This window comes from Membranihabitans marinus (assembly GCF_021729155.1).
In the GTDB taxonomy this organism is placed as follows: domain Bacteria; phylum Bacteroidota; class Bacteroidia; order Chitinophagales; family Saprospiraceae; genus Membranihabitans; species Membranihabitans marinus.
This window is the reverse complement of record NZ_JAJQYA010000016.1, coordinates 23,510-50,364: the sequence shown is the minus strand read 5'-3', so window position 1 is coordinate 50,364 and position 26,855 is coordinate 23,510. Positions and strand designations below refer to the sequence as shown.

The following is a 26,855-nucleotide window of genomic DNA, read 5'->3' as shown; positions in this document are numbered from 1 at the left end:
ATATTATAATATACTATAATTTAGTATCTACAAAATGAAAAATCCGGGCTAGGGAGAGAGGCCATCTCAAAAACCGACCCGAATTCCTACCCGGTATTTTTTCTACTTTCCCCCAAACCTCCTGATATTTTTATAGCAATCCATATCTAAATCAACTTTTCTCGAATTTTATTCTCTAAATTTACTGCGTTAAAATATCTTTGATAGATGACACAGATAGGTAGATTCGTTCCAATATTATTGATGTTTTTTTGGGTATTTGGATGTCAATCCTCTAAATTGTTGACCGAAAAAGCTGGACCACTTGCACAATACGGCATGGTGGTTTCGGCATCTCCCCTAGCATCTGAAATCGGGAAAAACATCCTCCAACAAGGCGGCAATGCAATAGATGCAGCTGTGGCTGTACAATTTGCCTTGGCCGTAGCATACCCCAGGGCTGGGAATATTGGAGGTGGTGGATTTGCCGTTATTCGAGATAGTACTGGCAAGGTATCCACTCTAGACTTTAGAGAACGTGCATCTAGGAAGGCAAAGCCAGATATGTATTTGGATAAAGATGGCAATATTATTCCTCGTCTCAGTCTCGAGGGTCATCTAGCCAGCGGAGTACCGGGAAGTGTTGCTGGCATGGTCGCATTGCACGAATCCGGAGGTCTTTTACCCTGGGCTCAAGTCCTTCAACCAGCCATAGATCTTGCTAGAGAGGGATTTCAACTAACGACCATCCAAGCCGGAATCTTCAATCGATTTCAAGATATATTTATGGAAGTCAATGGCCACGAAATCCCATTTTACAAAAAAGGCGGCTGGAAGGCATCAGATCGGATTCAATTACCAGATTTAGCCAATACTCTTGAACGTATTTCCTACGATAAAAACAAGGGCTTCTATGCTGGTCGGACAGCTGAATTATTGGTAAGGGAAATGGAATCAGGAGGAGGTTTAATCGATTATCTAGATTTGGAAAACTACAGGGCGGAATGGCGTCAACCCATCAAAATGGAATACGATAAATATACCATTTACTCCATGCCCCCTCCCAGTAGTGGAGGTGTAGTTCTCGCACAAATATTGGAGGCATTAAAGGAATACCCACTTTCACAGTACAAACACAACTCTCCCGACTATGTCCATTTGTTAACAGAAATAGAAAAACGCGCTTATGCCGATAGAGCGACTTACTTGGGAGATCCCGATTTTGAAGAAGTACCCACGGACATGTTGTATAGCAAGGCTTACGTCCAAGAAAGAATGAAGGATATAAATCTAACTCATCCTAGCCCATCAACCTCCATTAAAGAAGGTATGGTCGATGTTATTGAATCGGTAGAAACAACCCACTTTTCTGTCGTCGATCGATGGAACAATGCGGTAGCTATTACCACAACCATCAATTCGTATTTTGGCTCTAAAACATGGGTAGACGGTGCTGGCTTTTTTCTAAATAATGAAATGGACGACTTCAGTGCAAAACCAGGAATACCCAATCAATTTGGGCTGATAGGCAATGAGATCAACGGAATCGAGCCACAAAAAAGAATGTTGAGCTCCATGACTCCAACCATCATCGAACACAAAGGAAAATTGTATATGGTCGTAGGGAGTCCGGGAGGATCGACCATCATCACATCTGTTTTACAAACCATCCTCAATTGTGTAGAATTTGATATGACGATGCAGCAAGCTGTCGATGCCAAGAGATTTCACCATCAATGGTTACCTGATGTGATTATATGTGAAGACGATACTTTTTCAGAAGAAGATAAAAATGAATTAATTCGAAGAGGATTTACCATACAGGAAAGAGGACAGATTGGCATGGTCGATGCCATTCTTATTTGGCCCAACAATCAATTAGAAGGAGGTGCTGATCGCCATCGAGGAGATAGTACAGCCGAAGGATATTAAACAAAAACAATATGTTCAATTACTGCTTATTTAACAATCAGATTCAAACCATTGCCACAGCATCTATAGGACTAAGTGATCTTGGCTTATTGAGAGGCTATGGCATTTTCGATTTCCTTCCCGTTGTCAATGGCCAACCCATATTCGTTGACGATTATATCCAAAGATTTACGTCTTCAGCTTCACAGATGAACTTGGAAGTAGGATATTCCAACGATGAAATAAAAACCATGATAGCCAAGGTTATTTCCAGCAATGAAATGGAGTCCGGTTATATGAGATTATTGTTGACAGGAGGATATTCAGATAATGGTTTTTCACCTTCAGGTCAAACCAATATTATGATCCTACCCGTTGCCTTGGTCAACTATCCCTCGACTTATTACAGCGACGGGGTCAAATTGCTCTCTACCGAGTACATCAGAGAATTTCCCCAAATTAAATCCATTAACTACGTCAAAGTATTACTGGAGCAAAAACGACTAAAACAGGAAGGTGCTCAAGATGTATTATTTACACTTAATGGTAAAATTAGTGAATCATCGAGATCGAATTTTTTTATTATCAATGCAGATGGTGAATTACAAACTTCAGAAACAGGGGTATTAGCTGGGATAACTAGAAAGAAAGTATTGGAAATAGCTAGTAAAATCATGCCCGTCTCAGTAAAAGATATAACCTTGGACGACTTAGGCCAGGCCAAAGAAGCTTTCTTAACCAGTACCACGAAAGGCGTAATGCCAGTAGCTCAAGTGGACGATTTACAGATCGGCATCGACTCCGGCTTCCCAATATGTAAAGAATTGCAAACTTCATTCTTAAAACTAGTTCAATCCTACCAAGAAGCCCTTATCTAAAATCCACAAGGAAGAATAATTTAGCGAATTGAATCAAAATGGTCGGTTACGATAGAATAATCCGACCATTTTAATTCATATAACCTATACCAAATGCGATTGGAATTATAAATATACTTCGTATTATAACCTAACGACTTCAATTATAGCTATGATTATCCTCCAAAGTGACCATGGTTGTGAATATTCCATTTCGAAGCATTGACCTGCAAAAGTCCAATCACATCAAATCAGTCCCTTTCTGTCTGTACATCCAGGTCTGAATCAATCCTCTGGCCAATAAAAACAATGATAGCGCCAACATAAGTGCGTGCAATCCCAGGGCTTCTCTAAACATATAAAATACTGCTAAAAACAATGCAAAAGGCAATATCATTGCATTGCGCATGGACTTCGATGCCGTTAGTCCAATAAAAACACCGTCCCATATATATGAGGGAAAAGCTAGAATAGGAATTATAATCAACCAAAAAAAATAATCTCCAAAGCCGTCAATAACTTCAGTATCTGAAGAAAACACCTTGACCAATACATCGGCCCCCATTCCATAAATAGCACTGTATATCACAGCAAACCCCATGCCCCAAAACATTAAATATCGGATGGCCATTTTTAGATTCTGATTATCTGCCGCCCCTTTGTATTTTCCAACCACACTTTCTGCCGCAAAGGCTATGCCGTCGATTCCATAAGACATCCAATTTACAAACTGCATAATCACCACGCTAATAGCCAGTGAAATCACTCCAAAATAAGAAGATTGACTATAAAAAAACGCAAATACAAAAGTGAGAAGTACTGTCCTAATAAATAGGTCTTGATTGGTCAGTAAGAATTCCTTAAACTCATCCCACTTTAAGAATGACGTCCAACTTATGGGTACAATAATAAATCTATATCGAGCAAGAAAAAATACAAGAGAAAGTAATAGTCCGAGATATTGTGCGATCAAGGTCCCTAAAGCCACTCCTCGAATTCCGTATTCCAACTGATAGACGAAGTAATAGCTCAACAACATATTGACCCCATTGATCACAATGGTAATCACCAAAGGCAATACCGCATTTTGCATACCAAAAAACCACCCCAACAAACACAGAAGCCCCATATATGCTGGAGCTGCCCATATCCTTATATAGAAATATTCACGAACAAAATCCACCTGAGATTCATCGACCTGAAAGGCCAATAATGACCAATCCATCAATATGTGCCTAAACAAAAACAAAACCACAGAGATCAACATCCCCAAACTGAGGGATCGCCACAAGACCAGCAACATATTTTTACGATTTTCCGCACCATATGCCTGTGCCGTCATTCCTGTAGTGCCCATTCTCAAAAACCCAAAATTCCAATATAAAAAATTAAAAATCATAGCACTAATGCCTACCGCACCCAAATGTGCAGCCGACAACCGCCCCATAAGTGCGGTGTCTACAGTACTCAATAAGGGCACCGATACATTGCTAATAATATTGGGCAAGGCTAGTCGCCATATCTCAAGATTTAATTTTCTGCTCTTCTTCAATACTCGTCATTAATTATATTCCACTATAGTGTCGGTAGTATCCTATTCAACACATTTCCCGAATGCGGTCACAACATAATTATTATTTCAAAAACCTCAGTTAAATATTCATCATTTCAACGCAGCCTCTTAAAATTAAAGACTTACATCTGACTAAAAATCATTTTTTTTCACCATTTTTAAGAGGCAAATCTATTATGGAGATATGATAATTCAACTAATATCCAGTCCAAGGAATGTTTCCACTGCCTTAATGTATAGTTTTGGTCAAAGATCAGATACCCTATGCGTGGATGAACCTTACTACAGCTGTTATCTTCAGTTCTCTAATAAAAATCACCCAGCTCAAGAAATCATCCTAGAATCACAGTCTACCGATCGAAGTATAGTTCGTCAACAATTACAGGAACTAAGCAATAAGACTATGGTATTGTTTATAAAAAATATGGCTCATCACCTAACTCTTGACGACATCAAAAACCAAAACAGCTGGAAACACTGCTTTCTTATTCGACATCCCAAACGCATTATTCAATCTTTTGCCAAAGTTATTCCCGATGTAAAATCCGAGGATTTAGGACTTGAAAAACAACGAATGTTCTACGATTATTTAATCAATCAAGGTCATCACCCCATCGTCATAGATTCGACAGATATCGTAAATCACCCCAGAGAGATTCTACAAAAACTCTGCGCTGAACTCAAATTACCTTTTGAAAAATTAATGTTGTCTTGGCCCAAAGGTCCTAAACCCTACGACGGGGTATGGGCTCCATATTGGTACCATTCCGTTCATCAATCCACGGGATTTGTCCAAAGTCCGCAAACCATCATTCCTCCTTTAAGCCCCCGACTACAACCTCTGTTAAACAGTCAGATTCATCACTATGATTACCTAAGCCAATTTAAGATATAACAGCTATGCTACAAACATTTAATCCTAAAAACAAGGACATTGAGATATGGGTAAAGGATGGACTATTCAAAAGAAGTGACGCCAAGGTCTCTGTCTTTGACAGCTCGGTCCAAGGTGGTGATGCTGTATGGGAAGGCATACGACTTTATTCCGATGGTTTGTTTTGTTTAGACCAACATTTAAATCGATTATATCATTCGGCCAAAGCCTTGGCTTTTGAGGACATTCCTTCTGAAGCTTTTATAAAAAATGCCATCTATGAAACTTTAACCCAAAACCAAATGAAAGATGAAGTACACATTCGGCTGACCTTAACCCGTGGAGAAAAAATAACCAGTGGCATGGATCCCCGACTCAACCAATTTGGTTGCTGTCTTATTGTACTCGCTGAACACAAACCACTAGTATACAACAATCAAACAGGAATCAAAGTCATCAGTACTGCGGTCCAACGAAACTCGCCTAGACATTTAGACTCAAAAATTCATCACAACAATTTGCTCAATAATATTTTAGCCAAAATTCAAGCCAATTTTGCTGGTGTCGATGCAGGACTGATGTTGGATGCCTATGGATTTTTGGCAGAATTAAACGGCAGCAATCTCTTTGTGATTCGAAAAGGCGTAGTGTATACTCCTACTGCCGATGCCTGTCTCAACGGCATTACCAGATCCATGGTAATGTCCATCTGCCAATCCCTGTCCATTCCCATCGTCGAAAAAAATATTAGTTTATCCGAAGCCTACAGTGCCGATAGTGTATTTGCCACAGGAAGTATGGGAGAACTTACTCCAGTAATAGAAATCGACGGTAGATCTATCTCCTATCACCACGGATTATTTGATCAGATCGCTACCGCTTTTCAGGCCATTATTCCCTTACATTGCGAACCGATATTGTCACTAAAATCCAGCCCAACAGGGTAAGTGAAATGGCGGCCAATAGATCATGAGTCGACAACATTTTTTTCACATTTAGAACAAATAGAAATCCAATACTTTAATTCAGTCTTGCAAAATATCAATACCGATATTATTCTTCATCCTCGGCTTCCAAGGCAGCCAAAACTTTTTTAGGCAAAGAAGATTTTACTGCAATATAAGAATTGAGAATCCATTCTTTTAACAATGTATCAGATAGATGTCCGTTGACTTCCACAGTATTCCAATGTCGTTTATTCATATGATACCCAGGTTTGACTTCTGCATATCTAGACCGCAATTCAATAGCCATTTCCGGATCACATTTAACATTAAATGACTCAAAAGGCTCTATATTTGCCAGAGAATATATTTTATTTCCAACTTTGAATACAATGGTCGTTTCATTAAAAGGAAAAGATTCCTCAGTATAAGGCAAAGAAAGACAATACTCTATATAAGTAGACGCATCCATAGACTTACAAAATATTTATAAATTAAAAATTAAAAAATTAGTCATATAATTTAAAAACCAATCTTAAATACCAACCTTTGCATATAAAATATGGTTTTATGTCCTTACGTAGTTTTATCAGATCTGAAGATACGGAATTTGCCTTTAGAATAGTCATTGGAGGGGCTATTCCTCTACTGGTCTTAACCTATTTGGGATATGGGCAAGAAGGATTACTGGTAATGCTGGGCTCTTCTTTTATATCCGGAATTGATCTACCAGCAGAACTCCCACGCAAATTGGGACTTATGTCATTTTCCCTAATATCTACCCCACTTATATTTGCATTAATTTCATTTTCTGCTGCCATACCTGCGGTGATGTACCTCCTTATATTTATGCTAATTTTCATGCTGAGTTTTTTAGCCCCTTTTAGCTATCATTTTGGCAAGGTAGCATTTATGTCCAATTTGGCCATCATGCTTTCCCTTGGGTTTGCTGCCAATATCTCTGGCTATGAAGAAATCTTAAGGGCAACCATTTTATTATTCTGTGGTGGTTTATGGTACATGATTTTTGCCAGTGTTATGCATTTTATTCAACGCCCCATCCAATCCTCTCGCAGAATCTCTAGAACCATCCAACTGACTGCAGAGTATTTGGCCCTTAGACAACAACTCCTATCCGCCACCAATGTAAGCAAGGCGACAACATTAGAACTCTCAAAAAAGCAAGCTCAGATCTCAGAAAGTCATGAAAAGGTAAGGGGCATGTTGATGCGAGACTACGGTTATCGAGTATCCCCTAAGAGTAGGATGGGCAAATTGCTTCATATTTTCGCAGCCTTAGTCGATCTATTTGATGAAGCTATTGCCTCAACTGGGAAACTCATGGAATTGGTTCAAATTGAAGATCATGATGAGGTCAAAAAAATGTTAATAGACATCAATGATCTATTTATTACCTCTCTGAATCATTTACAGGAAAAAATCAACCATCCACAATTGGTGTTAGAGGAAGAGACTGTGCGCAATACCTTGAGGCAAAAAATAGTACGGCTAGAAGAATATATGATTCAATGGAGGGACGGAGTCCAATCTGAACAAAATACCGAATATGATTACAGGACATTTAAGAGTATCCAAATCTATATGGATCAACAAATGAAGACTTTGGACCTACTATTCTCTTACCTTAAGGATCAAGTCCACACCACAATGCAAGGGGTTAATCCAGAAAGCATACGTCATTTTCAAACCCATGATCGACTAGATATTCATCGACTTGCTAGTCATCTCACACTGAAGTCGGGTTACTTTAGATATGCATTGAGAGTGGCTTTTACGGCCATGACGGCATACTTCATTGCCATGTTATTGAATTTTCAAAATCCCAATTGGGCACTATTCACCTCATTAGTCATATTAAAACCGGGATTTAAAGTCTCTCAAAAACGATTGTTGTACAGGGTATTGGGAACTGGAATAGGGGTAATTTTGTCCTTTGTGATTTTCGTAGTAATCGCCCCTAGTCACGAATGGAACATTTTACTCTTCCTCATAGCATTTTTTGGCGGTTTTGCCTTTTTAAATAAAAACTACGCTATAGCCTCCATTTTTTTCACCATGTATATCTTATTTCTATATCGCTTCCTGGATAGAGCCTTTATTCCCTCAGCCTTATTTAGGTTTCTCGACACCGGTTTGGCAGCGATTCTATGTATATTCTCCATTCGTTTATTATTCCCTTTTTGGGAAAATAAGAGTATTAAATATTTCTTAGTAGATAGTCTTCAGGCGAGCAAAACCTATTTTGTAAGTATTTACAAAGGACTATTAACTAAAAATCAAGATATTACTCCCTATAAAATTGACCGAAAAGAGGCCCAGTTGAAGATGAGTAATCTAATGACGACATACCAACGAATTCTCACAGAACCCAAGTCTAAACAGGGAAATGTCAATGACTATGCTTCTTGGATCATGATATCGTCCTCCCTACTTTCTGTTTGCTCCAATCTCGGCCTATTTCTGCAAAGACACCCCAACTATGTATTAGAAAGAATGTATATTATTGATTATTTTGAAAAAATAATAAGCTATTGGGACAAAATATTAGATATGGCTACCACATCCAATAAGGAAATTGAAGACGTTAACAATGAAATTGCCTCCATGAAAATGGAAATGAGTTCTGACATTAATCGTCTTCAAGATCAAATTGCAAAATTATCTGGTGGCTATACTGAGATTACTATTCATTATATACAAGAGATGATATTTGTGGAGGAACTTTACAAAGCCTTAGAACTTTTAGAAAACCTAGATCACACAATTCGTCATTTCCCAGTTCAAGACGACCACAGCATAGCCATAAAATATAGTTAATCAACCGTATTAAGACATGAACATCACCTTTGTCCTATATCTAGACATCATTGGAACCATCGTATTTGCCATCAGTGGCACCTTGACTGCCATCAACAATCGATTTGACTTATTTGGTTCCCTTGTCATAGCCTTTGTCACCGCTTTGGGCGGAGGAATGATTAGAGACCTTCTATTGGGTGCCACCCCTGTCCTATGGGTGAGTCAGCCCCAGTATTTGACTTATGTAGTGATCGGATACTTACTGGCACTATTGTTTCAATCTCACATTCTCAAACTGCGCCGAACCATGTTTTTATTCGACACCATAGGCATCGGATTATTTACCATAATAGGACTGGAAAAGACTATTTCTTTGGGATTCCCAGCCTCTATAGCCCTAACCATGGGGGTTATCTCAGCGGTTTTTGGCGGTGTACTTAGAGATTTAATCACCAATATAGTACCCTTGATTTTTAGAAAGGAGATTTATGCAACAGCTTGTTTAACAGGAGGGATATGTTATATTTTACTAGAAAAAATATATGACAACCAGGCTTTTAATATTATTATAACTATAATTTTAATTATTTTTATACGCATATTGGCCGTTAAAAAGAAATGGTCTTTGGCATTTATTCCTAAAAACAGTTAAATAAATATGAAACGAAGAAAATTTGTACAGACTACATCAGCTATTTTGGCGACAGCTTCTATTTTACCCCAGATGAATGGTAATCCAATCAGCCCCAAGCCTTCCAAAAATATAAAAACAATATTATTCCAAGGGGATTCGATTACTGATGCAGGACGAGACAGAAAAGTACACAAAGCCAATCATTCAAGTGCCCTAGGCAAGGGATATGCTTTTTTAGCATCGGCCTCCATCCTAGAAAACTATCCAGAATTACAGCCACAAATATACAACAAGGGCATTAGTGGAAACAAGGTCAATCAGTTGATAGACCGGTGGGGGGAAGATGCCATAGACATAAAGCCCGATTTGGTAAGCATTCTCATAGGGGTGAACGATCATTGGCATACCATCAATGGCAAATACAATGGCACCATCGATATATACCGCAATGATTACAAGGCATTGTTAACTCAAACCAAGGATACTTTGGGCGATGTAAAACTTATTATCGGTGAACCTTTTATTCTCAAAGGAGGTACAGCTATAGACTTAAAAAAATGGTTGCCCATATTTGATGAATACCGAGCTACGGCAAAGGCATTGGCCTCAGAATTCAAGGCTGAATTTATACCCTATCAATCAATATTCGACAAAGCCATGAAAACTGCCCCTGTATCGTATTGGGCTCCAGACGGGGTTCATCCATCGATTGCCGGCGCTCAATTAATGGCCAGCCATTGGATGAAGGCCTTTAAAAAATGTGTATAACAACAAGCCAATAATCCATTAATTAAAATAGATTTTGCCGTCCCACCAATTCTTCTCTAGGACGGCATTATTTTTTAGGTAAAATTGGATAGCGGGTTCATTCCAATCCAATACTTCCCACTTCAACAATTTGCATTCTCTTCGTTTGGCTTCTTCTATTGTCGCATCAAAAAGCAATTGGCCTAATCCCTGCCCTCTCAATTCTTCTCTTACCACGAAATCTTCCAAAAACAACATTCTGCCTTTCCACGTGGAGTACGTCATATAGAACAATGCTATACCCACTATGTCATCGTTTTGAACCGCTACGATAAAATCGTATATATTTTCGTCAAAGTCGCGTTGATAATCCGCTAAAGTAGCCGTAACCTGTTCAGGTGCTTTTTCGTAGGCGGCGAGTTCTTTTACCAGTTCAAACACACTGGGCAAATCACTGGCCTCACCTTTTCTAATCAATACACTCATAATTTTTATAATTTTCCCGCTTCTCGTCTGATATAAGTAATCAAATCGACTACTTGAGCCTTACTCATTCGCTCTTCGGTATATTGAGGCATATAAGCGTATTTCCCCGCCTTGGGTGGCGTCCCATAGCGCAATACTTGATAGACTGACTTAATATCGTAATCTGCCAAATGACGGTAGAGGTATTTCATCGTCATTTTGTCATCATTCAATTCAAAAAAACTAAAATTGTTATCATAGTGGCAGTATTGACAAGAAGATTTAAATATATGTTGACCTCTAATGGGGTCACCAGATACAAATATTCTCTCCTCTTTGGTAGAAGGAGGATCTAGGAATGTAGCTGGAGATTTTAGAGGATATTTTGTTTTCAACAATTTTAGCACTTCACTGGACTGTTCTGGGTCTCTATCTTGAATAGCCTTTTCGATAGATAACTTCTCACTCTCACTTAAATCTAAATCTCCAATTTTCAAATCAATTTCCCAAAAATATGCGAGAATAGATTCTACTTCCCATTTTTCTAAAGGACGACCTTGAGAACATTCTATGGCACATAATTGAATGGCTTCTCTTAAATTATCTCGAGCGGGATAGACCAATTGCCCATATTTTTTAAAATAATCATCGTTATAGAATTCTTCTCTATTGACAGCACCCCATAATGTTGTTCCCGGCAAGAAGGGCAAATTGTTATCAATCACATACTGCAATCTAGCCTCGGGATCTAGGTTGGTAAGATCTGCATCTTCGCGCTCAGTATTATGGCAGGCGTTACAAGTAAAATATTTACTTACTCTTCTGGTATTAAAAAAACTACCTGGCTGTTTTGTCTCGCCTTCAAAAAACAATTCTCTTCCGCTTTCAGCAGATACTCCTTCCAATGATTCATCCGGATGATAGGGATTGGGTTTCCCTTCCAATTGTTCTACAATTTCCGCTAAAGGCATATCCTCACTCAATGTAAAATTGATAGACGCCTTTTGCCATCCCATCAACAGCACAGCTAGGATAATTACACCACTATATATGACTTTTCTCATCTATTAATCATTTTACCATCATTCCAATTATTGGACCAAGTCTATAAAAGTTAAACATTCAGCCCTTTTCTTACTTTATAGTATCTATTAAGTCTTAAATTTTCTAGAAATAGTGAAGCCCATTCGTATTCCGCCATCTTCCCAATTAGAGGTAGAATAGGGAATATAATCGGTTTCTATCATCCCTTTGGAATTGATTAAATTAATTTGGAAGATATGACCTCCTCCGGTCTCCCACTCCAATCCAAAACCAAGGGGAAAGTAATAATTATCGTCCTTTGATAAGTTTACACTTATAGGATAGGTCGCTTCTGCAATTAAAGAAATAGATCGACTTAATTGAATTCTTCCACCTACAGTAACTGCAAAGAGATCGGTTTCGCCATTCAATCCCACATAATTTCTATGGACATAATTCAAACCCAAAGAACCAGACAACCATCTAGCCATACGTTTTGCCGCCACTAATTCGCCATAATATATAAACCGGTGTTCAAATTTTGGGAAATAACTTAGTGCTGAGGGATTGGTACTTTTAGCCATCGTAGACATAGTAGCCATACCCATTAGCCCCAATGAAGCAGGTCTATCTGTACCACGGCTGGCTATCTGCCAAAGCAATTGACCATTGACCAACTGTCCAAGTGGCCCCGCTCCCTTGGCACGACTTACCCCAATGGTAATCTTATCTGTCAATCCATAATCAAAGCCAATTAAAACATCTGTAGAATTTTCCAAACCATAAAAAGTTTGCCATCCACCACTAGAGCCAGAAATATCGCCAAACCTATGTCCTACTCGAAAATCGAGCACTCGCTTAGGCAGTACTTCTGTGGACCACGAATTGATAATTCTGCGATCCTTGTAAATGTAATCTGTCTTTTCCTGAGCTTGTATTAGGTTAACAAAAAACAAGCTACATGCGATAAAAATCCAATTTTTAATCATTTTATACTTTCGTTATTCCTCTAAATATCCATTATCGACCCAACATTGAAAGAGTCTAAATTCTTCAGTGGACAATGTATCGTCCTTGGGCATAGTCCCGTTTAAGATTACCTCTGCTTCAAAACCCCCATTGGCAATATCGGTTTTCATTCCCTCAAAATTATGATAGTCTCCATATCCACTCGAACCGTCATGACATCCACTAGTAGCACAACTGCGTTCAATCAAAAATTCTATATCTTCATACGTCACAGCATCGGTACATTTTTCTCTTGGTGGTACTTGATCTTTGGTACAAGACAATACAGAAAAATACAAAAATGAGATGGCAAATACTAATCTTTTCATAATTCTTAATAATTGAGCCAAATTTAGCAAAACCAATTTGAAATTATAATTTTCTAATAAAATTCTAATAGTTTCGCCAAGGGCATTTACAATTATATCCTAACGGCAAATTTATCCGATTAGTTTTATGACCAATTCTATATTACAAAGTATGATATTCAATGAAAAAGAAAGAAATCTAGTCCTACTATTCTACCTAGTACATATCCAGATAGAAGTTAAACTATTCTGACTGATTATATAAACAACCAGTAATATACAGATAAAAACAAAGTAGATAAGACATTTTCTCAATAAAATTTTATTTTTAATCAATAATAATCTCAAAGACAGTTTGATAATGTAAATAAATAACATATATTTGCGCTCCATTACAAATAATGTATCTATTATGCAAAAAGTGAACATTACCGGCAACCTGAGAGATGGTTTGGGCAAGAAGAACTCTAAGAGATTGAGAAGAGAAGGTCAGATTCCGTGTGTACTATATGGTGCGGAAGAGAATATTCATTTCTATACAGATCCAAAACAGGTGAAAACTTTGGTTTTTACCCCTGAGTTTAAATTGGCTGAATTGACCATAGATGGTAAAAAATATACTTCTATCCTTAAGGATTCACAATTCCACCCTGTTTCTGAGAAAGTTGAACACTTAGACTTTCTAACATTGACTGAGGGAACAACTGTAAAAGTAAACGTTCCTTTGCGTTGTGTAGGAAATGCACCTGGTGTTAAAGAAGGGGGTAAATTGATCCAAAAAGTTCGTGAGATCTTAATCAAAACCACTCCTGAGAATTTGGTAGATGAATTATCAGTTGATATTTCAGATATGGTTTTGGGTGGAACGAAAAGAGTAAAAGATATTACCGTCGGCGAAAATATTTCAATCTTGAATTCAATGAACATCCCTGTGGCTTCAATTGAAATACCAAGAGCATTGAAATCAGCCTCTGCTAAAGCGGAAAAAGAGAAGGCATAATTTAGCTTTCAATCAAGATAAGTATAAAAAAGGTTGCGATTATTCGCAACCTTTTTTTTATGTTTATATAATATGATGGATGAAAAATTAAATATTGGCTTAGTTCAATATTCATTGAAGTGGTTAGATAAAGAAGGTAATTTGGAAAAAATTTCCGAATTAATTCTAAACAACAGGGAATCCATTGATTTATATGTATTGCCAGAAATGTTCAATACTGGATTTCACACCCATCCAGAGCCGATAGCCGAAGCGTTAAATGGTCCTTCTGTGCAGCGATTAATTCAATTAGCCAAGATTAAAGACAGTAAAATTGCTGCCAGCTTATGTACTTTGATCGATGGCAAATATTACAACACATTTGTCTTAGTCTCAGGCAGTGGCATTTTATCCATCTATCACAAAGCTCACTTGTTTAGCTATGCTCATGAAAACGATTACTTTACCCCTGGACAAGAAGTCGTGAACATAGCCCTAAATAGTCAATTCGCTATACGTCCTTTTATATGTTACGACATTCGATTTCCAGTCTGGTTGCGCAACAACAACGAATACGATGTATTGATCGGTGTGGCCAATTTTCCTAAATCGAGGATAAACCACTGGATTCAATTGTGCAAGGCGAGAGCAATAGAGAATCAGTGTTACTTAATTGCAGTCAATGGCTTGGGTCGAGATCTAGAAGGTATTGAATATGGCGGTCATTCAATGGTTATAAACGCCGATGGTCAAATACTGATAGATACCAAAGAGGAAGAAGGAATGTATTCTATTGCCCTCTCAAAATCCGAATTAAAGGCGTACAGAAACAAATATCCCTTTTTATTAGATGGTGATGCATTTACAATTTTGGAGAATGAATGATATTAACTACTTTTGACCCGATAATGTACCATCTTTTCATTACCTATTAAAAACGAAAACATTAATGATCAATTTAGTATTATTCGGCCCTCCGGGATCGGGAAAAGGCACGCAAGCCAAAAAGTTAGCTGAGAAGTATGGATTACTTCACATAAGCACTGGCGATTTATTTCGAAAAGAAATTGGAGACAAATCAGAATTGGGTCTATTGGCCACCAGTTATATTCAAAAAGGAGAATTGGTACCTGATGAAGTAACCATCGGCATGTTGAAAGCGGCTTTAGCTCGACATGGTTCAACTTTCGGTGTTATCTATGATGGATTTCCAAGAACGGTTGACCAAGCCAAAGCATTGGATGAGATGCTAGAGGAAAGCGAAGATGAAATCGATGTATTGATCTCCCTAAAAGTAGAAGACAAAGAAATCATCGAAAGAATCATTAAGCGCGGTGAAAGTTCGGGTAGAGCAGACGATAAGGACGAGGCCATTATTCAGAGCAGAATAGAGGTATACAAAAAAGAGACACAACCGGTATACGCCTATTATGATGCCCATGACAAAGCATTAACCATTAAGGGATCAGGAGATATCGATGAAATATTTGAGTCATTATGCGCAGTTATTGACCAAGTAACCGTAGAAGAATAAAAAACTATATGAGTGGAAGAAATTTTATAGATTACGTTAAGATATACACCAAGAGTGGGAAAGGCGGAGCTGGATCGACACATTTTCGCCGAGAAAAGTATATTCCCAAAGGAGGACCTGATGGAGGCGATGGTGGACGAGGTGGTCACATTATCTTACAAGGTAATCAGCAAAAATGGACTCTACTTCATCTAAAATACAGAAAGCATGTCAAGGCTGGCGTCGGTGAATATGGAGGAGGTGCTCTAAAAACTGGCGCCAATGGTGCGGATATTGTATTAGAAGTTCCCTTGGGAACCATAGCTAAGGACGCTATTACTGGGGAATTTCTAATGGAAATATCCGAACACGGCCAAAAAGAAATATTGGTTCCTGGAGGAAGAGGAGGACTGGGCAACAACCATTTTAAATCTTCTACCAATCAAACACCGAGATATGCTCAACCGGGTGAAGCCGGCATTGAGCGAGAAATTATTTTAGAGTTAAAACTCTTAGCCGATGTTGGATTAGTAGGTTTTCCCAATGCTGGAAAATCAACTTTATTGTCCGTGATATCTGCTGCCAAACCCAAAATAGCCAGCTATGCATTTACCACTTTAGTACCCAACTTGGGCATGGTATCGTATAGAGATGATCAATCTTTTGTCATGGCCGACATCCCGGGAATTATTGAGGGAGCCGGAGAGGGCAAAGGCCTAGGAACGAGATTCCTTCGCCATATAGAGCGCAATGCAGCGCTTTTGTTTTTAGTACCTGCCGATGCCGATGACATTGTAAAGCAATACCATATTTTATTGGCTGAACTCGAAAAATACAATAAAGAGCTTATCCACAAACCCCGTCTATTGGCCATATCGAAATCTGACTTAATTGACGAAGAATTAAAACAGTTAATCATTAAAGATTTGGATCTAGATATTCCCTATGTATTTTTCAGTTCTGCTTCAGAGACTGGTCTTCAAGAGTTAAAGGATGCCTTGTGGCCGTTGATGAACAAAACTGAAAAAACCATCCAAATAGCTTTCGAAGACGAGGAAGAATAAGGAGATTCAATTAGGATGGTCTCTTCTAAGCTGAGGCCAATGGAGATGAACAGAATTATTGTTCATTGTAATACCAATGCCTACATGACATCGGTATTACAACAATAATGTGACCTAGACTTCTTTAGATTCTAATAACAACACCTCCGTAATAGTTAATCCCCGGTGCAGGTTGATAATATCTGCCTCCAAAGGCATTCAAATCATTACCCAAACTATAGGCCTGATCGAATAGATTATTTACCCCTATATAGAATTCTCCTGCCCGGATACCGGGAAGATTAAACCTCCATCCCGCTTTGAGTTTAACATCGTCAAAACTATCTGTCTGTACCGTATTGGCATCGTCCAAATATATACCATCTACATATTGATAGGAAGCGTTGAAATACCAATTGCCTTTAAAATTTGTTATCGAATAAAAGGTAAAATTATTCGGAGATACTCCGGGCAAGGTATTGCCAGAATAATCTTGATCTTCTCCATTTTCAAACTTCAGATAATCCTTAAACTTGAAATGATGAAAGGTATAATTCATCCCCAAATCCCATCCTTCTACAAATGTCATCGCACTATTGATGACTTTGTATTTTGTCTGCAATTCGATACCGGTTTGTTCTGTAGATCCCGCATTTAAAAACAGTACCGTACCCCGTTCGGATTGTTGCTGAACTATGGTTTCGTCGAGTAAATAATAAAATGCTGTCGCGTCTACGTACAGTCTATCTTGAATGAAAAATTTGCGAAGTCCCAACTCGAAATTACTGCCCCGCTCTGCCTCCAATGCTTCATTGATACTGCCTTCATTGGTTCGAATCTCTTCTATAGTCGGCGGTGAAAAACCGTAACTCACACTGGCATGTAGGGCCCACTCATTCAGCTGCATCGACCAACCCAACCTCGGTACGTAAACAGGTTCAAAAGTCTTGTTCACTCGATAAGCCGAATCCAAACTGCGATCGACCAATCGATTGATATCGTATTCCAATTGATTCTGACTAATGCCCAAGGTAACAAACATATCATCGCTCAACTCTAACTCAGTCCTCGCAAAAACCAACCATTGAAATGAATTAATCTCGTCATCAAAATTTAAATCACCAGCCTGCCCCAAATCATTTTCAAAATTTCTAGCAACCGTATATCCCTGTTGAAATTCTGTACCCACAGAAAATTTAATCGGTTTTCCAGCGATATTGGTAAAATAGTCCTGTCTACTTCGAATACCGTAGCCCGTTCTCAATTCGCGTTTGTAATCCAGATTAAACGGATTATTAAAACGACTTAAATCTCCATATATCAAGGTGTGATTCTGCCAAGAGTTTTTCCACATATATTGTTGCTGAAAACCCAACAACATGTATTGCTGGTCGATGCCTGATTTGGCATCTACACTTCCCAAGACAAAGGGATTGCCCGGTCGGGCTTGACGTCTATCCTCTTGGTATTGCTCGATATCCAAGCCACCTGGAATATCATAAGCCAGATCTGAGAACAGAAAATGCAAACCTATTTTCCGAGATTGAGATGGTCGCAAGCCGGCATTTATCTCCACGGTATTGCGCTCCAAGCTAGAATGTTCTCTATATCCATCAGAGGATTGTCGAGCTATTTTAGTATTGATTACTCCATTTTTTATTTTCTGATTCCACTTCAAAGCCCACTTCTGATAACCGTATGATCCCAGACCGGCATTGGCTTCCACATAGGTCAAACTATCCATATCAAGTCGACTTTTAATCTGCAACACTCCCCCATTTCCCGCTCCGTAGATACTACCTGCAGGTCCTCTAATCAAATCGATTTCACTGATGTTGACCGGGTCGAGTAAATTAAATGCTGTACTTCCCGTAGGATCGGTAAATGGAATACCATTCCAATACACCTTTACATTTCTCACCCCAAAAGGAGAACGCAAACTACTTCCGCGAATTGCTATGCGATAACTGCCCGGAGACCGCTCTTCCATCCTCACCCCAGGACTTAAATTTAGTCCATAAAGAATGTTGTCACTTTGAAACATATTCAATTCCTTAGATGAAATTTTACTCACGGCTCCAGGAGTCTCTAATAAGCGACGATCAGAGTCGTAACCGACTACTCTTAACTCAGATAAGACAGAATGCAATACAGTATCGGTTTGGGCAAAAGTATTAATTGTGCAAAAAATCATGGCTATCAACCAACATAATTGTTTCATTCTTGTCCTATTTTCAGTGTTATATGAATTCAAAAGCTGCCAATATATAAAAATATCACGGTATTACAACGGCCTGATTACAGAGGTCTTATCGACCCAAGACATGACCTTTTTAAGTCAAATTACTAAACTATTGTTCGCCAATGAAAAAACCATGATAATATTTGGCTATCCTGTTCAGGGACAATCTTATATTGATACAATGTAAACAATAATAAACCGCAAGCCAACCATATCATTGTCCCAAAAATTAATGATCCCAAAATTCGATTGAGAATAATTTGAGACCCCAATTTTGATTTCAACATTAACCAGCCGGCTAAAAAAAGTACTAAAATCACTAAGACCAGAAAAAAATACCAATACTCCTGAGAAAAATCTGTCGTACTGTGTTCGGCAAAATCTACGACATAGGGACTTACATAATACACTAACACACAAGATGCCAATGCCAATACAAAGGAAATCCAATCAAAACTAATTTTCAAATACCACGCTACGAGAATGGCCATCAACGTGACGCATAAAATTATAATATCGTATATCATCAACCCTAACCTTTGGTTAAAAATAATTAATATTCACTAGAGAAAGTCAGATCTATCTTTTTTTTCTTATATTTATTATTGAATCAGATCTAAAAGGATTGAATATAAGACATTATATTACCATAAGTTTCTTCCTGTTAAGTCAAGCCTTATATGGACAAGACGTGGAAAAACCACTAACCATTGGTCAATTGCCACCGGTGTTTCACATTGGAGAATACGAGAACCTCTATCCAGAATTATATAAAGCTTATCCTGGATTTCTCCTCAGTGTAACCAATAATAATATGAATGCCGCTTTCGAAAAATGGCTAAATATGATTTACGCTATGGAATCACATGCCGAATTATTGGACTTTGACATTAAGGGATTAAAAATTTGGATCAACGTGTTTTTGGATGAAAAAGGCCATATTGACTACTTTCAATACTTTAAAAAGCCTTACTCAAAAAATATCAATGACAAGGAATTAGAGGCCTTTTTCAAATCTTTTATTGGACAGTTTAAGATGGAAGTGAGCGCCGAAAGTCCTTTTAACCACTCTGGTAGTGCTTCATTTCCCTCCTTTGGGGGAAAACCCTTAGAAGCCAACAAGTAACTGGCAAGGAGAAAGTCTATTCTACAGTTTCATTAAATTAATTTTATATTTGTATTACGATTATCAAAATACATTACAACTGGCATTATGGCAGATTTAAATTATACAGAAGACAATATTAGGTCATTAGATTGGCGTGAACACATCCGTATGCGTCCCGGGATGTACATTGGAAAATTGGGCGATGGCAAGTCCAAGGACGATGGAATCTACATCCTTATTAAAGAGATATTAGACAATTCTATCGATGAATTTGTCATGGGAAATGGCAAAAAAATAGAAATTAAAACAACTGAAGACGGCAAAATTCAGATTCGAGACTACGGAAGGGGTATTCCTTTGGGTAAGGTAATAGACTGTGTTTCCAAAATAAATACCGGTGGAAAATACGATTCCAAAGCCTTCAAAAAATCGGTTGGATTGAATGGTGTGGGTACCAAAGCTGTCAATGCTTTATCTACTTACTTCGAAGTATATTCGGTGCGTGAAGGTCAAAAGAAGGTAGCCCGTTTTTCAAAAGGGGTATTGACAGAAGACCACGAGATCACCATGACTAGTGAACGCAACGGAACCTATACCGAATTTGAACCCGACCCCAATATATTCAAAAACTATAGCTTTAATCCCGAATATATCGAAGAACAGTTGTGGAATTACGCCTACTTAAATGCAGGTCTAACCATAGTGTTCAATGGGACTAAAATTCGATCTGACAACGGTCTGCGAGATTTGTTAACCAATCAGACCAATGTCGATCAGCTACTATACCCCATTATCCACCTCAAAGATGATGATATAGAAATGGCTATCTCCCACTGCTCAGCCTATGGAGAAGAATACTATTCCTTCGTCAACGGTCAACACACCACTCAGGGTGGAACCCACTTAATGGCCTTTAGAGAAGCATTGGTGGCAACGATTAGAAATTTTTTCAATAAAAACTACGACGTTAGAGATATCCGAACATCGGTGATTGCAGCCATTAGTATAAAAGTGGAAGAACCGATATTCGAATCCCAAACCAAAACCAAACTGGGGTCTACTCATATGAGTCCAGATGGGCCGACTTTAAAAAGTTTTATCAACGACTTCCTTTCCAATAAACTGGAAAACTTTTTATATAGAAATACAGAAGTTGCCGAGATTATTCATAAAAAAATCAAGCAATCCGAGCGCGAACGCAAAGAAATCGCAGGTATAAAAACACTTGCACGTGAAAAAGCAAAAAAAGCCAATGTTCACAATAAAAAATTGCGCGATTGTAAAATTCACCTTAGCGACACCAAAAAAGATCTCGAAGAGAGACTAAAGTCGACCATCTTTATTACAGAGGGAGATTCAGCCAGTGGTTCCATTACCCAAGCCCGTGATGTGAGATATCAAGCCATCTTTAGCTTGCGAGGGAAACCCTTAAATTGCTTTGGGATGAGTAAAAAAATCGTTTACCAAAACGAAGAGCTCAATTTACTCCAACACGCCCTCAAAATCGAAGATGGACTAGATGGATTGAGGTACAATCAAGTGGTTATTGCTTCAGATGCCGATGTGGATGGTATGCATATTCGATTGTTAATTCTCACATTCTTTTTACAATTTTTCCCTGATTTGGTTCGCGAAGGCCATTTATACATCCTAGAGACCCCTCTCTTTAGGGTTAGGAATAAGAAGGAAACCCTATATTGTTATACGGAAGAAGAGAGAAAATTAGCCATTGAAAAAATCGGTAAGAACGCAGAAATTACGCGATTCAAAGGATTGGGTGAGATTAGTCCAGATGAATTCGAAAATTTCATTAATGAAAATATCCGTCTAGCTCCTGTACACCTCAACAACAAGATCAAGATAGAAGATTTACTCACCTACTACATGGGCAAGAACACCATGGAAAGGCAGGAATTTATCATTGATAATCTTCGATTTGAGTTGGATGAGGTGGAAGAAGATAGCGAAGATATTGCCCCTCTTGTTGAATCCATGGCCCTGACAGAATAATCGATAACTATTCGTTAAATATGCCTTCTCCCCTACTGGGAGTCTGTAAATATTTTCCATAAGGACAATATTTAATTCCTATTTGAAGACTGAAAAAACGCAACCTGATTTTTTAACAAAAGAGTCATGTTGCATTTTTTTATGGGCTTTGTCAATTCCTATGCCATATCTAGGCAACTGACAGAATGTCAAAAAACAAAGCCAATGTGTCCAACATTTAACAAAATAACGAGGTGGCATAAAAGTTGAACTTCTTATTAAAGCAAGAATTTAAATATAAAAAGATACTAGAAACAAGATATGTTTGATAAAATGATATTTTTTGATGAGTTAAGTGAGAAGGAGGATATAATCAACATTCACCCAGAAGATCAAGATGATTTCTCCATAGATGATTTCGATGAAAAAAAGGAATTACCTATGGTGGCACTTCGCAATACAGTACTTTTTCCTGGCGTGGTAATCCCCATTACTGTAGGTCGGGACAAATCGATGCGAGCAGTGAAGGAAGCCTATGACAAATCGATGTGGATAGGGGTATTGTCCCAGCGCAAAGCCGAGATAGAAGATCCCCTTCCCGAGGAATTGTTCAACATAGGGACAGTGGCGAGAATTGTAAAATTAATTCACACAAATGACGGAAGTCTAACTGCCATTCTACAGGGTAAACATAGATTTGAGTTGGAAGAAATATTATCCGACCATCCATTTCTATATGGGAAAGTTAAGTATTTACCTAAGTTGTCGGTCGATAATGATGATTTCGAATTGCAGGCATTGATATCGTCCATCAATGATACTTCGAAGCAGATCATCGATCTTTCTCCCCAAATTCCTGCAGAAGCGGTGATGATGTTGAAGAATATCGACAGTCCTGTCTTTTTATTGGATTTTATCTCTTCCAATCTAAATCTAAAATTAACGGTAAAACAAGCCATTTTAGAGGAAAATGATCTCAAATCCAAGGCTCGAAAAGTGCTAGATGTCCTCAATAATGAGCGTCGAGTATTGGAATTAAAAAATCAGATTGAGACCAAGGTTAAAGTGGATATCGAAAAGCAACAACGCGACTACTTCCTCAACCAACAGCTAAAAACCATACAGGAAGAACTGGGCGACAATCCACAGATGGAAGTCATCAATCAGATGAAGGCCAAAGCCAGAGATAAAAAATGGAATGAAAAAGTTCAAAAAACATTCGATAAAGAAATAAGTAAGCTACAACGACTCAATCCTCAAGTAGCAGAATACGGCATCACCCTAACTCATTTAGAGGTTTTATTGGACTTGCCATGGGGTGAATACACCAATGACAATTTCGATTTGAAGCAAGTTCGAGAGAAACTAGATAAGGATCATTACGGTCTTGAGAAAATCAAAGATCGAATTATCGAACACCTAGCCGTTTTAAAATTAAAAGGAGATATGAAGGCTCCCATTCTATGCTTAGTGGGCCCTCCTGGTGTTGGTAAAACATCATTGGGCAAGAGCGTAGCTGAAGCCGTTGGGCGCAAATACATTAGAATGTCTCTAGGGGGATTACACGACGAATCTGAAATCAGAGGACACCGAAAAACCTATATTGGGGCAATGCCCGGTAGAATCATTCAATCTTTGAAAAAAGCCAAATCGTCAAATCCTGTATTCATTCTTGACGAAGTAGACAAAATCGGCAAAGACTTTAGAGGGGATCCCTCCTCTGCCTTATTAGAGGTCTTGGATCCTGAACAAAACAGTACTTTCTACGACAATTATCTGGAGCAAGAATACGATTTATCAAAAATCATGTTTATTGCTACGGCCAACTCATTGGGTAGTATTCAGCCTGCCTTGCGAGATCGGATGGAGATCATTCAGGTCAGTGGGTATTCACAAGAGGAAAAATTGGAAATTGCCAAACGCCACCTTATCCCCGAACAGCGGCTGGCCCATGGATTAAAATCCAAACATGTTCGCATAGGAGATGCGGTATTACAAAAAGTGATCAGCGACTATACCAAGGAATCAGGGGTGCGAAATCTCAATCGTCAGATCGCAGCATTGATGAGATATACAGCCAAGGAAATTGCTTTGGAAAATGCCAAAACCGTAGGAATCAAAATTACCGACCTAGAAGATATACTCGGGCCGAGCTTATTTTCTTCGGATATGTACAAAGAAACCAATGTTCCCGGCGTTGCAGTAGGACTGGCTTGGACTTCAGTGGGTGGCGATATCTTATTTATAGAATCCTCTTCGTCCAAAGGGAAAGGGAAATTGACCTTGACTGGAAACCTAGGTGATGTGATGAAAGAATCTGCTTCCACAGCCTTGAGCTACATTAAATCCAATGCAGCAGAATTGGGCATAGACCACAAAATTTTTGATGAATTAGATATTCATATTCACGTTCCCGAAGGTGCTATTCCCAAAGACGGTCCGTCTGCAGGTATTACCATGTTGAGTAGTTTGGTATCGTTAATCAAACAAAAACCTCTTAAACCATACTTGGCCATGACAGGGGAAATCACCTTACGAGGAAAAGTCCTTCCGGTAGGTGGGATCAAAGAAAAAGTCTTAGCTGCCAAGCGAGCTGGGATAGTAGAACTGATTCTATGTGAGAAAAACAGAAAGAATATTAAAGAAATCGATGACGCATATTTAGAAGGTCTTACCATACACTATGTGGAAGATATGAATCAAGTTATTGACATTGCTGTCGATAAATAAATATTATCATACGACTGAATAATACCATAATAAAACCCGCTTTCTTAGGTAAATGTCTAAGGGCGGGTTTTGCTATTTCGTTAAACTGTGGTTAAATATATGGCTGCCAAAAGATTAGTTCACGGTAAAAATCGTTACATTCACAGTACAATTAATTAACTAAGGATACAGATGAAGTTATACCATACTCTTATTATTGCATTGATGACTATATTGACGATATCAACCGTCAATGCCCAAACCGAAAAAGATACTGAGAAATTAGTACAGTTTTCAGGTATAGTCGTTGGTCTAGACCAGAATGATACCATATCCCCTATTCCATTTGCCAATATTTATCTTCCTGGCACCGGACGTGGAACTTACTCCAATTTAGATGGTTTCTTTTCCATAGTGGCCAAAAAGGGACAGACTATAGAGTTCTCTGCCGTGGGATTTCAAAAACAAGTCTATGTAATTCCCGACACCTTGACCACAGATCGATATTCCATCGTCCAAATGTTAAGTCAAGACAGCATTATATTACCTCAAGCTACCATTTATCCATGGCCTAGTAAAGAACATTTCAAAGAAGAATTTTTGGCATTAGAAGTGCCGAACCAAGAGTTGGAATACATAGCCGATGAAAATCTATCTGAAGAACGACTCATCGCCTTGAGAAAATCTTTGCCGAGAAGTGGTGGAGAAACCTCTGCATTCTACTTACAACAACAAGCTAAAACCTATTACTACATTGGACAGACCCCACCGCAAAATATCTTTAGTCCTTTGGCCTGGGCGAAATTTATAAAATCCATCAAAGACGGTGATTTTAAAAAGAAGTCTAATTAAAATAATAAAGGGATTACTTAACTTTACCTCCCATTAGAATTCATCGATGATATAATACCATAGAGTTGGGCAAGCAATCATTGAAGCAAAGTACAGTTTTAACTATCTTTGCCAGTATTGTATTGAATCAAAGGCGTTGAATTCGCATTAACAAAGCAAATCCTAGGATGAAAGTCACAGAATATTTTGAAAAAGCCAAAGGCAAAAGTTTAATATCCTTCGAAATTTTACCCCCGATGAAGGGAGGTGGAATAGAGTCAATCTTTAAGACACTAGACCCCTTAATGGAATTTAAACCCCCATTTATTGATGTCACCTACCACCGTGAGGAATACGTCTACAAGGAAAACAAGAATGGGTTTTACGAAAAAGCATCCATTAGAAAACGTCCTGGTACGGTAGGAATCTGTACCGCTATTATGCATCGCTATGGTGTAGAAGCCGTACCACACTTGCTCTGTGGAGGATTTACCAAAGAAGAAACGGAAGATGTATTAATCGATCTTCACTTTTTGGGTATTAAAAATGTTTTAGCGCTTAGAGGAGACGCACGCAAATTTGAAACAACCTTTGTCCCGACAGAAGGAGGACATTCCCTCTCCATTGATCTGGTCAGACAGATCAAAAATATGAATCAAGGACAATACTTGGACGATAACATTGAAAATGGACAAAAAACCAATTTCTGTATCGGAATAGCCGGATATCCAGAAAAACACTTCGAAGCTCCAAACCACGATATCGATATCGAATTTACCAAAGAAAAAATCGATGCAGGAGGAGAATACATCGTCACTCAAATGTTTTTCGACAATTCTGCCTTTTTAAAATACCGAGAAAAATGCAAACAAAGCGGAATTAATGTTCCTATCGTGCCTGGCATCAAACCTCTGACTAAATTTTACCAATTGAGTTCCATTCCACGTCACTTTTTTGTGAATCTTCCCAGTGATTTATCCAAGGAAATCCTCAAAGTAAAGGACAACAAGAAGAAACTCAAAGAAGTGGGTATTGAATGGGCCATTCACCAATGCCAAGAACTCAAGGCCGCCGGTGTGCCGTGTATTCATTTTTACACCATGGGAGATTCCATAACTGTTCGTAAAATAGTAGAAGCCATATATTAATCAATATTGTTCCCAGATCAACTGAATGGATAATCCTTTTATTGGACATTATCCCGTTAGAGAAGTATAGGTCCAGATCAAAAGAAATCATGTTATTGATAATAATTCCTTATTTTAGCTACTTATACCAAATGCATTAATGTAGGCTAT

Annotated in this window: 24 protein-coding genes; 16 read left to right on the top strand and 8 right to left on the bottom strand. The window is 38.4% G+C overall.

The genetic code is table 11. The features are described from left to right. Positions 1-207: 207 nt before the first annotated feature. Together ggt and LVD51_RS11535 are read left to right on the top strand one after the other, a co-directional pair. The gene (gene ggt, locus LVD51_RS11540) at positions 208-1,911 is read left to right on the top strand and encodes a gamma-glutamyltransferase (RefSeq protein ID WP_236971531.1); all 1,704 of its coding nucleotides are present in this window, start codon (positions 208-210) and stop codon (positions 1,909-1,911) included. Positions 1,912-1,922: 11 nt separating this feature from the next. Continuing rightward, on the top strand, positions 1,923-2,768 hold the full coding sequence (locus LVD51_RS11535; protein ID WP_236971530.1) for an aminotransferase class IV: 846 nt from the start codon (positions 1,923-1,925) through the stop codon (positions 2,766-2,768). 220 nt (positions 2,769-2,988) lie between these two features. Here LVD51_RS11535 and LVD51_RS11530 read toward each other — a convergent pair whose 3' ends face one another. Then, positions 2,989-4,299: an MATE family efflux transporter gene (locus LVD51_RS11530; protein WP_236971529.1), complete on the bottom strand. Its 1,311-nt coding sequence runs from the start codon at positions 4,297-4,299 to the stop codon at positions 2,989-2,991. 205 nt (positions 4,300-4,504) lie between these two features. On the opposite strand from LVD51_RS11530, the gene LVD51_RS11525 reads away from it, so the two are divergent. Continuing rightward, positions 4,505-5,215, top strand: coding sequence for a sulfotransferase-like domain-containing protein (locus tag LVD51_RS11525; RefSeq protein WP_236971528.1), 711 nt, complete (start codon positions 4,505-4,507; stop codon positions 5,213-5,215). 5 nt (positions 5,216-5,220) lie between these two features. Then, positions 5,221-6,141, top strand: coding sequence for an aminotransferase class IV (locus LVD51_RS11520; RefSeq protein WP_236971527.1), 921 nt, complete (start codon positions 5,221-5,223; stop codon positions 6,139-6,141). Positions 6,142-6,247: 106 nt separating this feature from the next. On the opposite strand, the gene LVD51_RS11515 is transcribed toward LVD51_RS11520, so the two are convergent. Beyond that, positions 6,248-6,610 carry an MmcQ/YjbR family DNA-binding protein gene (locus LVD51_RS11515; protein WP_236971526.1) on the bottom strand — a complete coding sequence of 121 codons (363 nt, stop codon included), beginning with the start codon at positions 6,608-6,610 and terminating at the stop codon, positions 6,248-6,250. A 98-nt stretch (positions 6,611-6,708) separates the two neighbouring features. Between LVD51_RS11515 and LVD51_RS11510 the strand changes: the two genes are divergently transcribed. From LVD51_RS11510 to LVD51_RS11500, 3 genes are read left to right on the top strand one after another with little or no spacing between them, the layout of a single operon-like run. Continuing rightward, complete coding sequence (locus LVD51_RS11510) at positions 6,709-8,976, top strand: FUSC family protein (protein WP_236971525.1); 2,268 nt, start codon at positions 6,709-6,711, stop codon at positions 8,974-8,976. A 16-nt stretch (positions 8,977-8,992) separates the two neighbouring features. Continuing rightward, positions 8,993-9,610 (top strand): trimeric intracellular cation channel family protein, encoded by a 618-nt coding sequence (locus tag LVD51_RS11505; protein WP_236971524.1) that lies wholly within the window; start codon positions 8,993-8,995, stop codon positions 9,608-9,610. Positions 9,611-9,616: 6 nt separating this feature from the next. Continuing rightward, positions 9,617-10,360 (top strand): SGNH/GDSL hydrolase family protein, encoded by a 744-nt coding sequence (locus tag LVD51_RS11500; protein ID WP_236971523.1) that lies wholly within the window; start codon positions 9,617-9,619, stop codon positions 10,358-10,360. A gap of 18 nt (positions 10,361-10,378) precedes the next feature. On the opposite strand, the gene LVD51_RS11495 is transcribed toward LVD51_RS11500, so the two are convergent. The 4 genes from LVD51_RS11495 to LVD51_RS11480 all read right to left on the bottom strand — a co-directional run bounded on the left by LVD51_RS11495 (position 10,379) and on the right by LVD51_RS11480 (position 13,164). Continuing rightward, positions 10,379-10,825: a GNAT family N-acetyltransferase gene (locus tag LVD51_RS11495; RefSeq protein WP_236971522.1), complete on the bottom strand. Its 447-nt coding sequence runs from the start codon at positions 10,823-10,825 to the stop codon at positions 10,379-10,381. Positions 10,826-10,830: 5 nt separating this feature from the next. After that, positions 10,831-11,868 (bottom strand): c-type cytochrome, encoded by a 1,038-nt coding sequence (locus tag LVD51_RS11490; protein ID WP_236971521.1) that lies wholly within the window; start codon positions 11,866-11,868, stop codon positions 10,831-10,833. An 87-nt stretch (positions 11,869-11,955) separates the two neighbouring features. Then, positions 11,956-12,816 carry a DUF5777 family beta-barrel protein gene (locus LVD51_RS11485; RefSeq protein WP_236971520.1) on the bottom strand — a complete coding sequence of 287 codons (861 nt, stop codon included), beginning with the start codon at positions 12,814-12,816 and terminating at the stop codon, positions 11,956-11,958. Between the two features lie 12 nt (positions 12,817-12,828). Further along, the gene (locus tag LVD51_RS11480) at positions 12,829-13,164 is read right to left on the bottom strand and encodes a hypothetical protein (protein ID WP_236971519.1); all 336 of its coding nucleotides are present in this window, start codon (positions 13,162-13,164) and stop codon (positions 12,829-12,831) included. Between the two features lie 391 nt (positions 13,165-13,555). On the opposite strand from LVD51_RS11480, the gene LVD51_RS11475 reads away from it, so the two are divergent. The 4 genes from LVD51_RS11475 to obgE all read left to right on the top strand — a co-directional run bounded on the left by LVD51_RS11475 (position 13,556) and on the right by obgE (position 16,699). Continuing rightward, the gene (locus LVD51_RS11475) at positions 13,556-14,143 is read left to right on the top strand and encodes a 50S ribosomal protein L25 (RefSeq protein WP_236971518.1); all 588 of its coding nucleotides are present in this window, start codon (positions 13,556-13,558) and stop codon (positions 14,141-14,143) included. A gap of 72 nt (positions 14,144-14,215) precedes the next feature. Further along, positions 14,216-15,007, top strand: coding sequence for a nitrilase-related carbon-nitrogen hydrolase (locus tag LVD51_RS11470; RefSeq protein ID WP_236971517.1), 792 nt, complete (start codon positions 14,216-14,218; stop codon positions 15,005-15,007). Positions 15,008-15,071: 64 nt separating this feature from the next. Next, a complete protein-coding gene (locus LVD51_RS11465; protein ID WP_236971516.1) occupies positions 15,072-15,656 on the top strand; it encodes an adenylate kinase in 585 nt (194 codons plus the stop codon). Positions 15,657-15,664: 8 nt separating this feature from the next. Then, positions 15,665-16,699: a GTPase ObgE gene (gene obgE, locus LVD51_RS11460; RefSeq protein ID WP_236971515.1), complete on the top strand. Its 1,035-nt coding sequence runs from the start codon at positions 15,665-15,667 to the stop codon at positions 16,697-16,699. 124 nt (positions 16,700-16,823) lie between these two features. On the opposite strand, the gene LVD51_RS11455 is transcribed toward obgE, so the two are convergent. Together LVD51_RS11455 and LVD51_RS11450 are read right to left on the bottom strand one after the other, a co-directional pair. Beyond that, entirely contained in the window at positions 16,824-18,899 is a 2,076-nt protein-coding gene (locus tag LVD51_RS11455; RefSeq protein ID WP_236971514.1) for a TonB-dependent receptor, read from the bottom strand. A gap of 125 nt (positions 18,900-19,024) precedes the next feature. After that, positions 19,025-19,447, bottom strand: a complete 423-nt coding sequence (locus tag LVD51_RS11450) for a hypothetical protein (RefSeq protein ID WP_236971513.1) — start codon at positions 19,445-19,447, stop codon at positions 19,025-19,027. 98 nt (positions 19,448-19,545) lie between these two features. Here LVD51_RS11450 and LVD51_RS11445 point away from each other — a divergent pair, with 98 nt between their 5' ends. From LVD51_RS11445 to metF, 5 genes are all read left to right on the top strand, one after another. After that, positions 19,546-20,046, top strand: a complete 501-nt coding sequence (locus LVD51_RS11445) for a hypothetical protein (protein WP_236971512.1) — start codon at positions 19,546-19,548, stop codon at positions 20,044-20,046. An 87-nt stretch (positions 20,047-20,133) separates the two neighbouring features. Further along, positions 20,134-22,038, top strand: a complete 1,905-nt coding sequence (locus LVD51_RS11440) for a DNA topoisomerase IV subunit B (protein WP_236971511.1) — start codon at positions 20,134-20,136, stop codon at positions 22,036-22,038. 300 nt (positions 22,039-22,338) lie between these two features. Beyond that, entirely contained in the window at positions 22,339-24,747 is a 2,409-nt protein-coding gene (gene lon / locus LVD51_RS11435) for an endopeptidase La (protein ID WP_236971510.1), read from the top strand. A gap of 171 nt (positions 24,748-24,918) precedes the next feature. After that, complete coding sequence (locus LVD51_RS11430) at positions 24,919-25,578, top strand: carboxypeptidase-like regulatory domain-containing protein (RefSeq protein ID WP_236971509.1); 660 nt, start codon at positions 24,919-24,921, stop codon at positions 25,576-25,578. A gap of 167 nt (positions 25,579-25,745) precedes the next feature. Beyond that, entirely contained in the window at positions 25,746-26,705 is a 960-nt protein-coding gene (gene metF, locus LVD51_RS11425; protein ID WP_236971508.1) for a methylenetetrahydrofolate reductase [NAD(P)H], read from the top strand. Positions 26,706-26,855 lie beyond the last annotated feature (150 nt).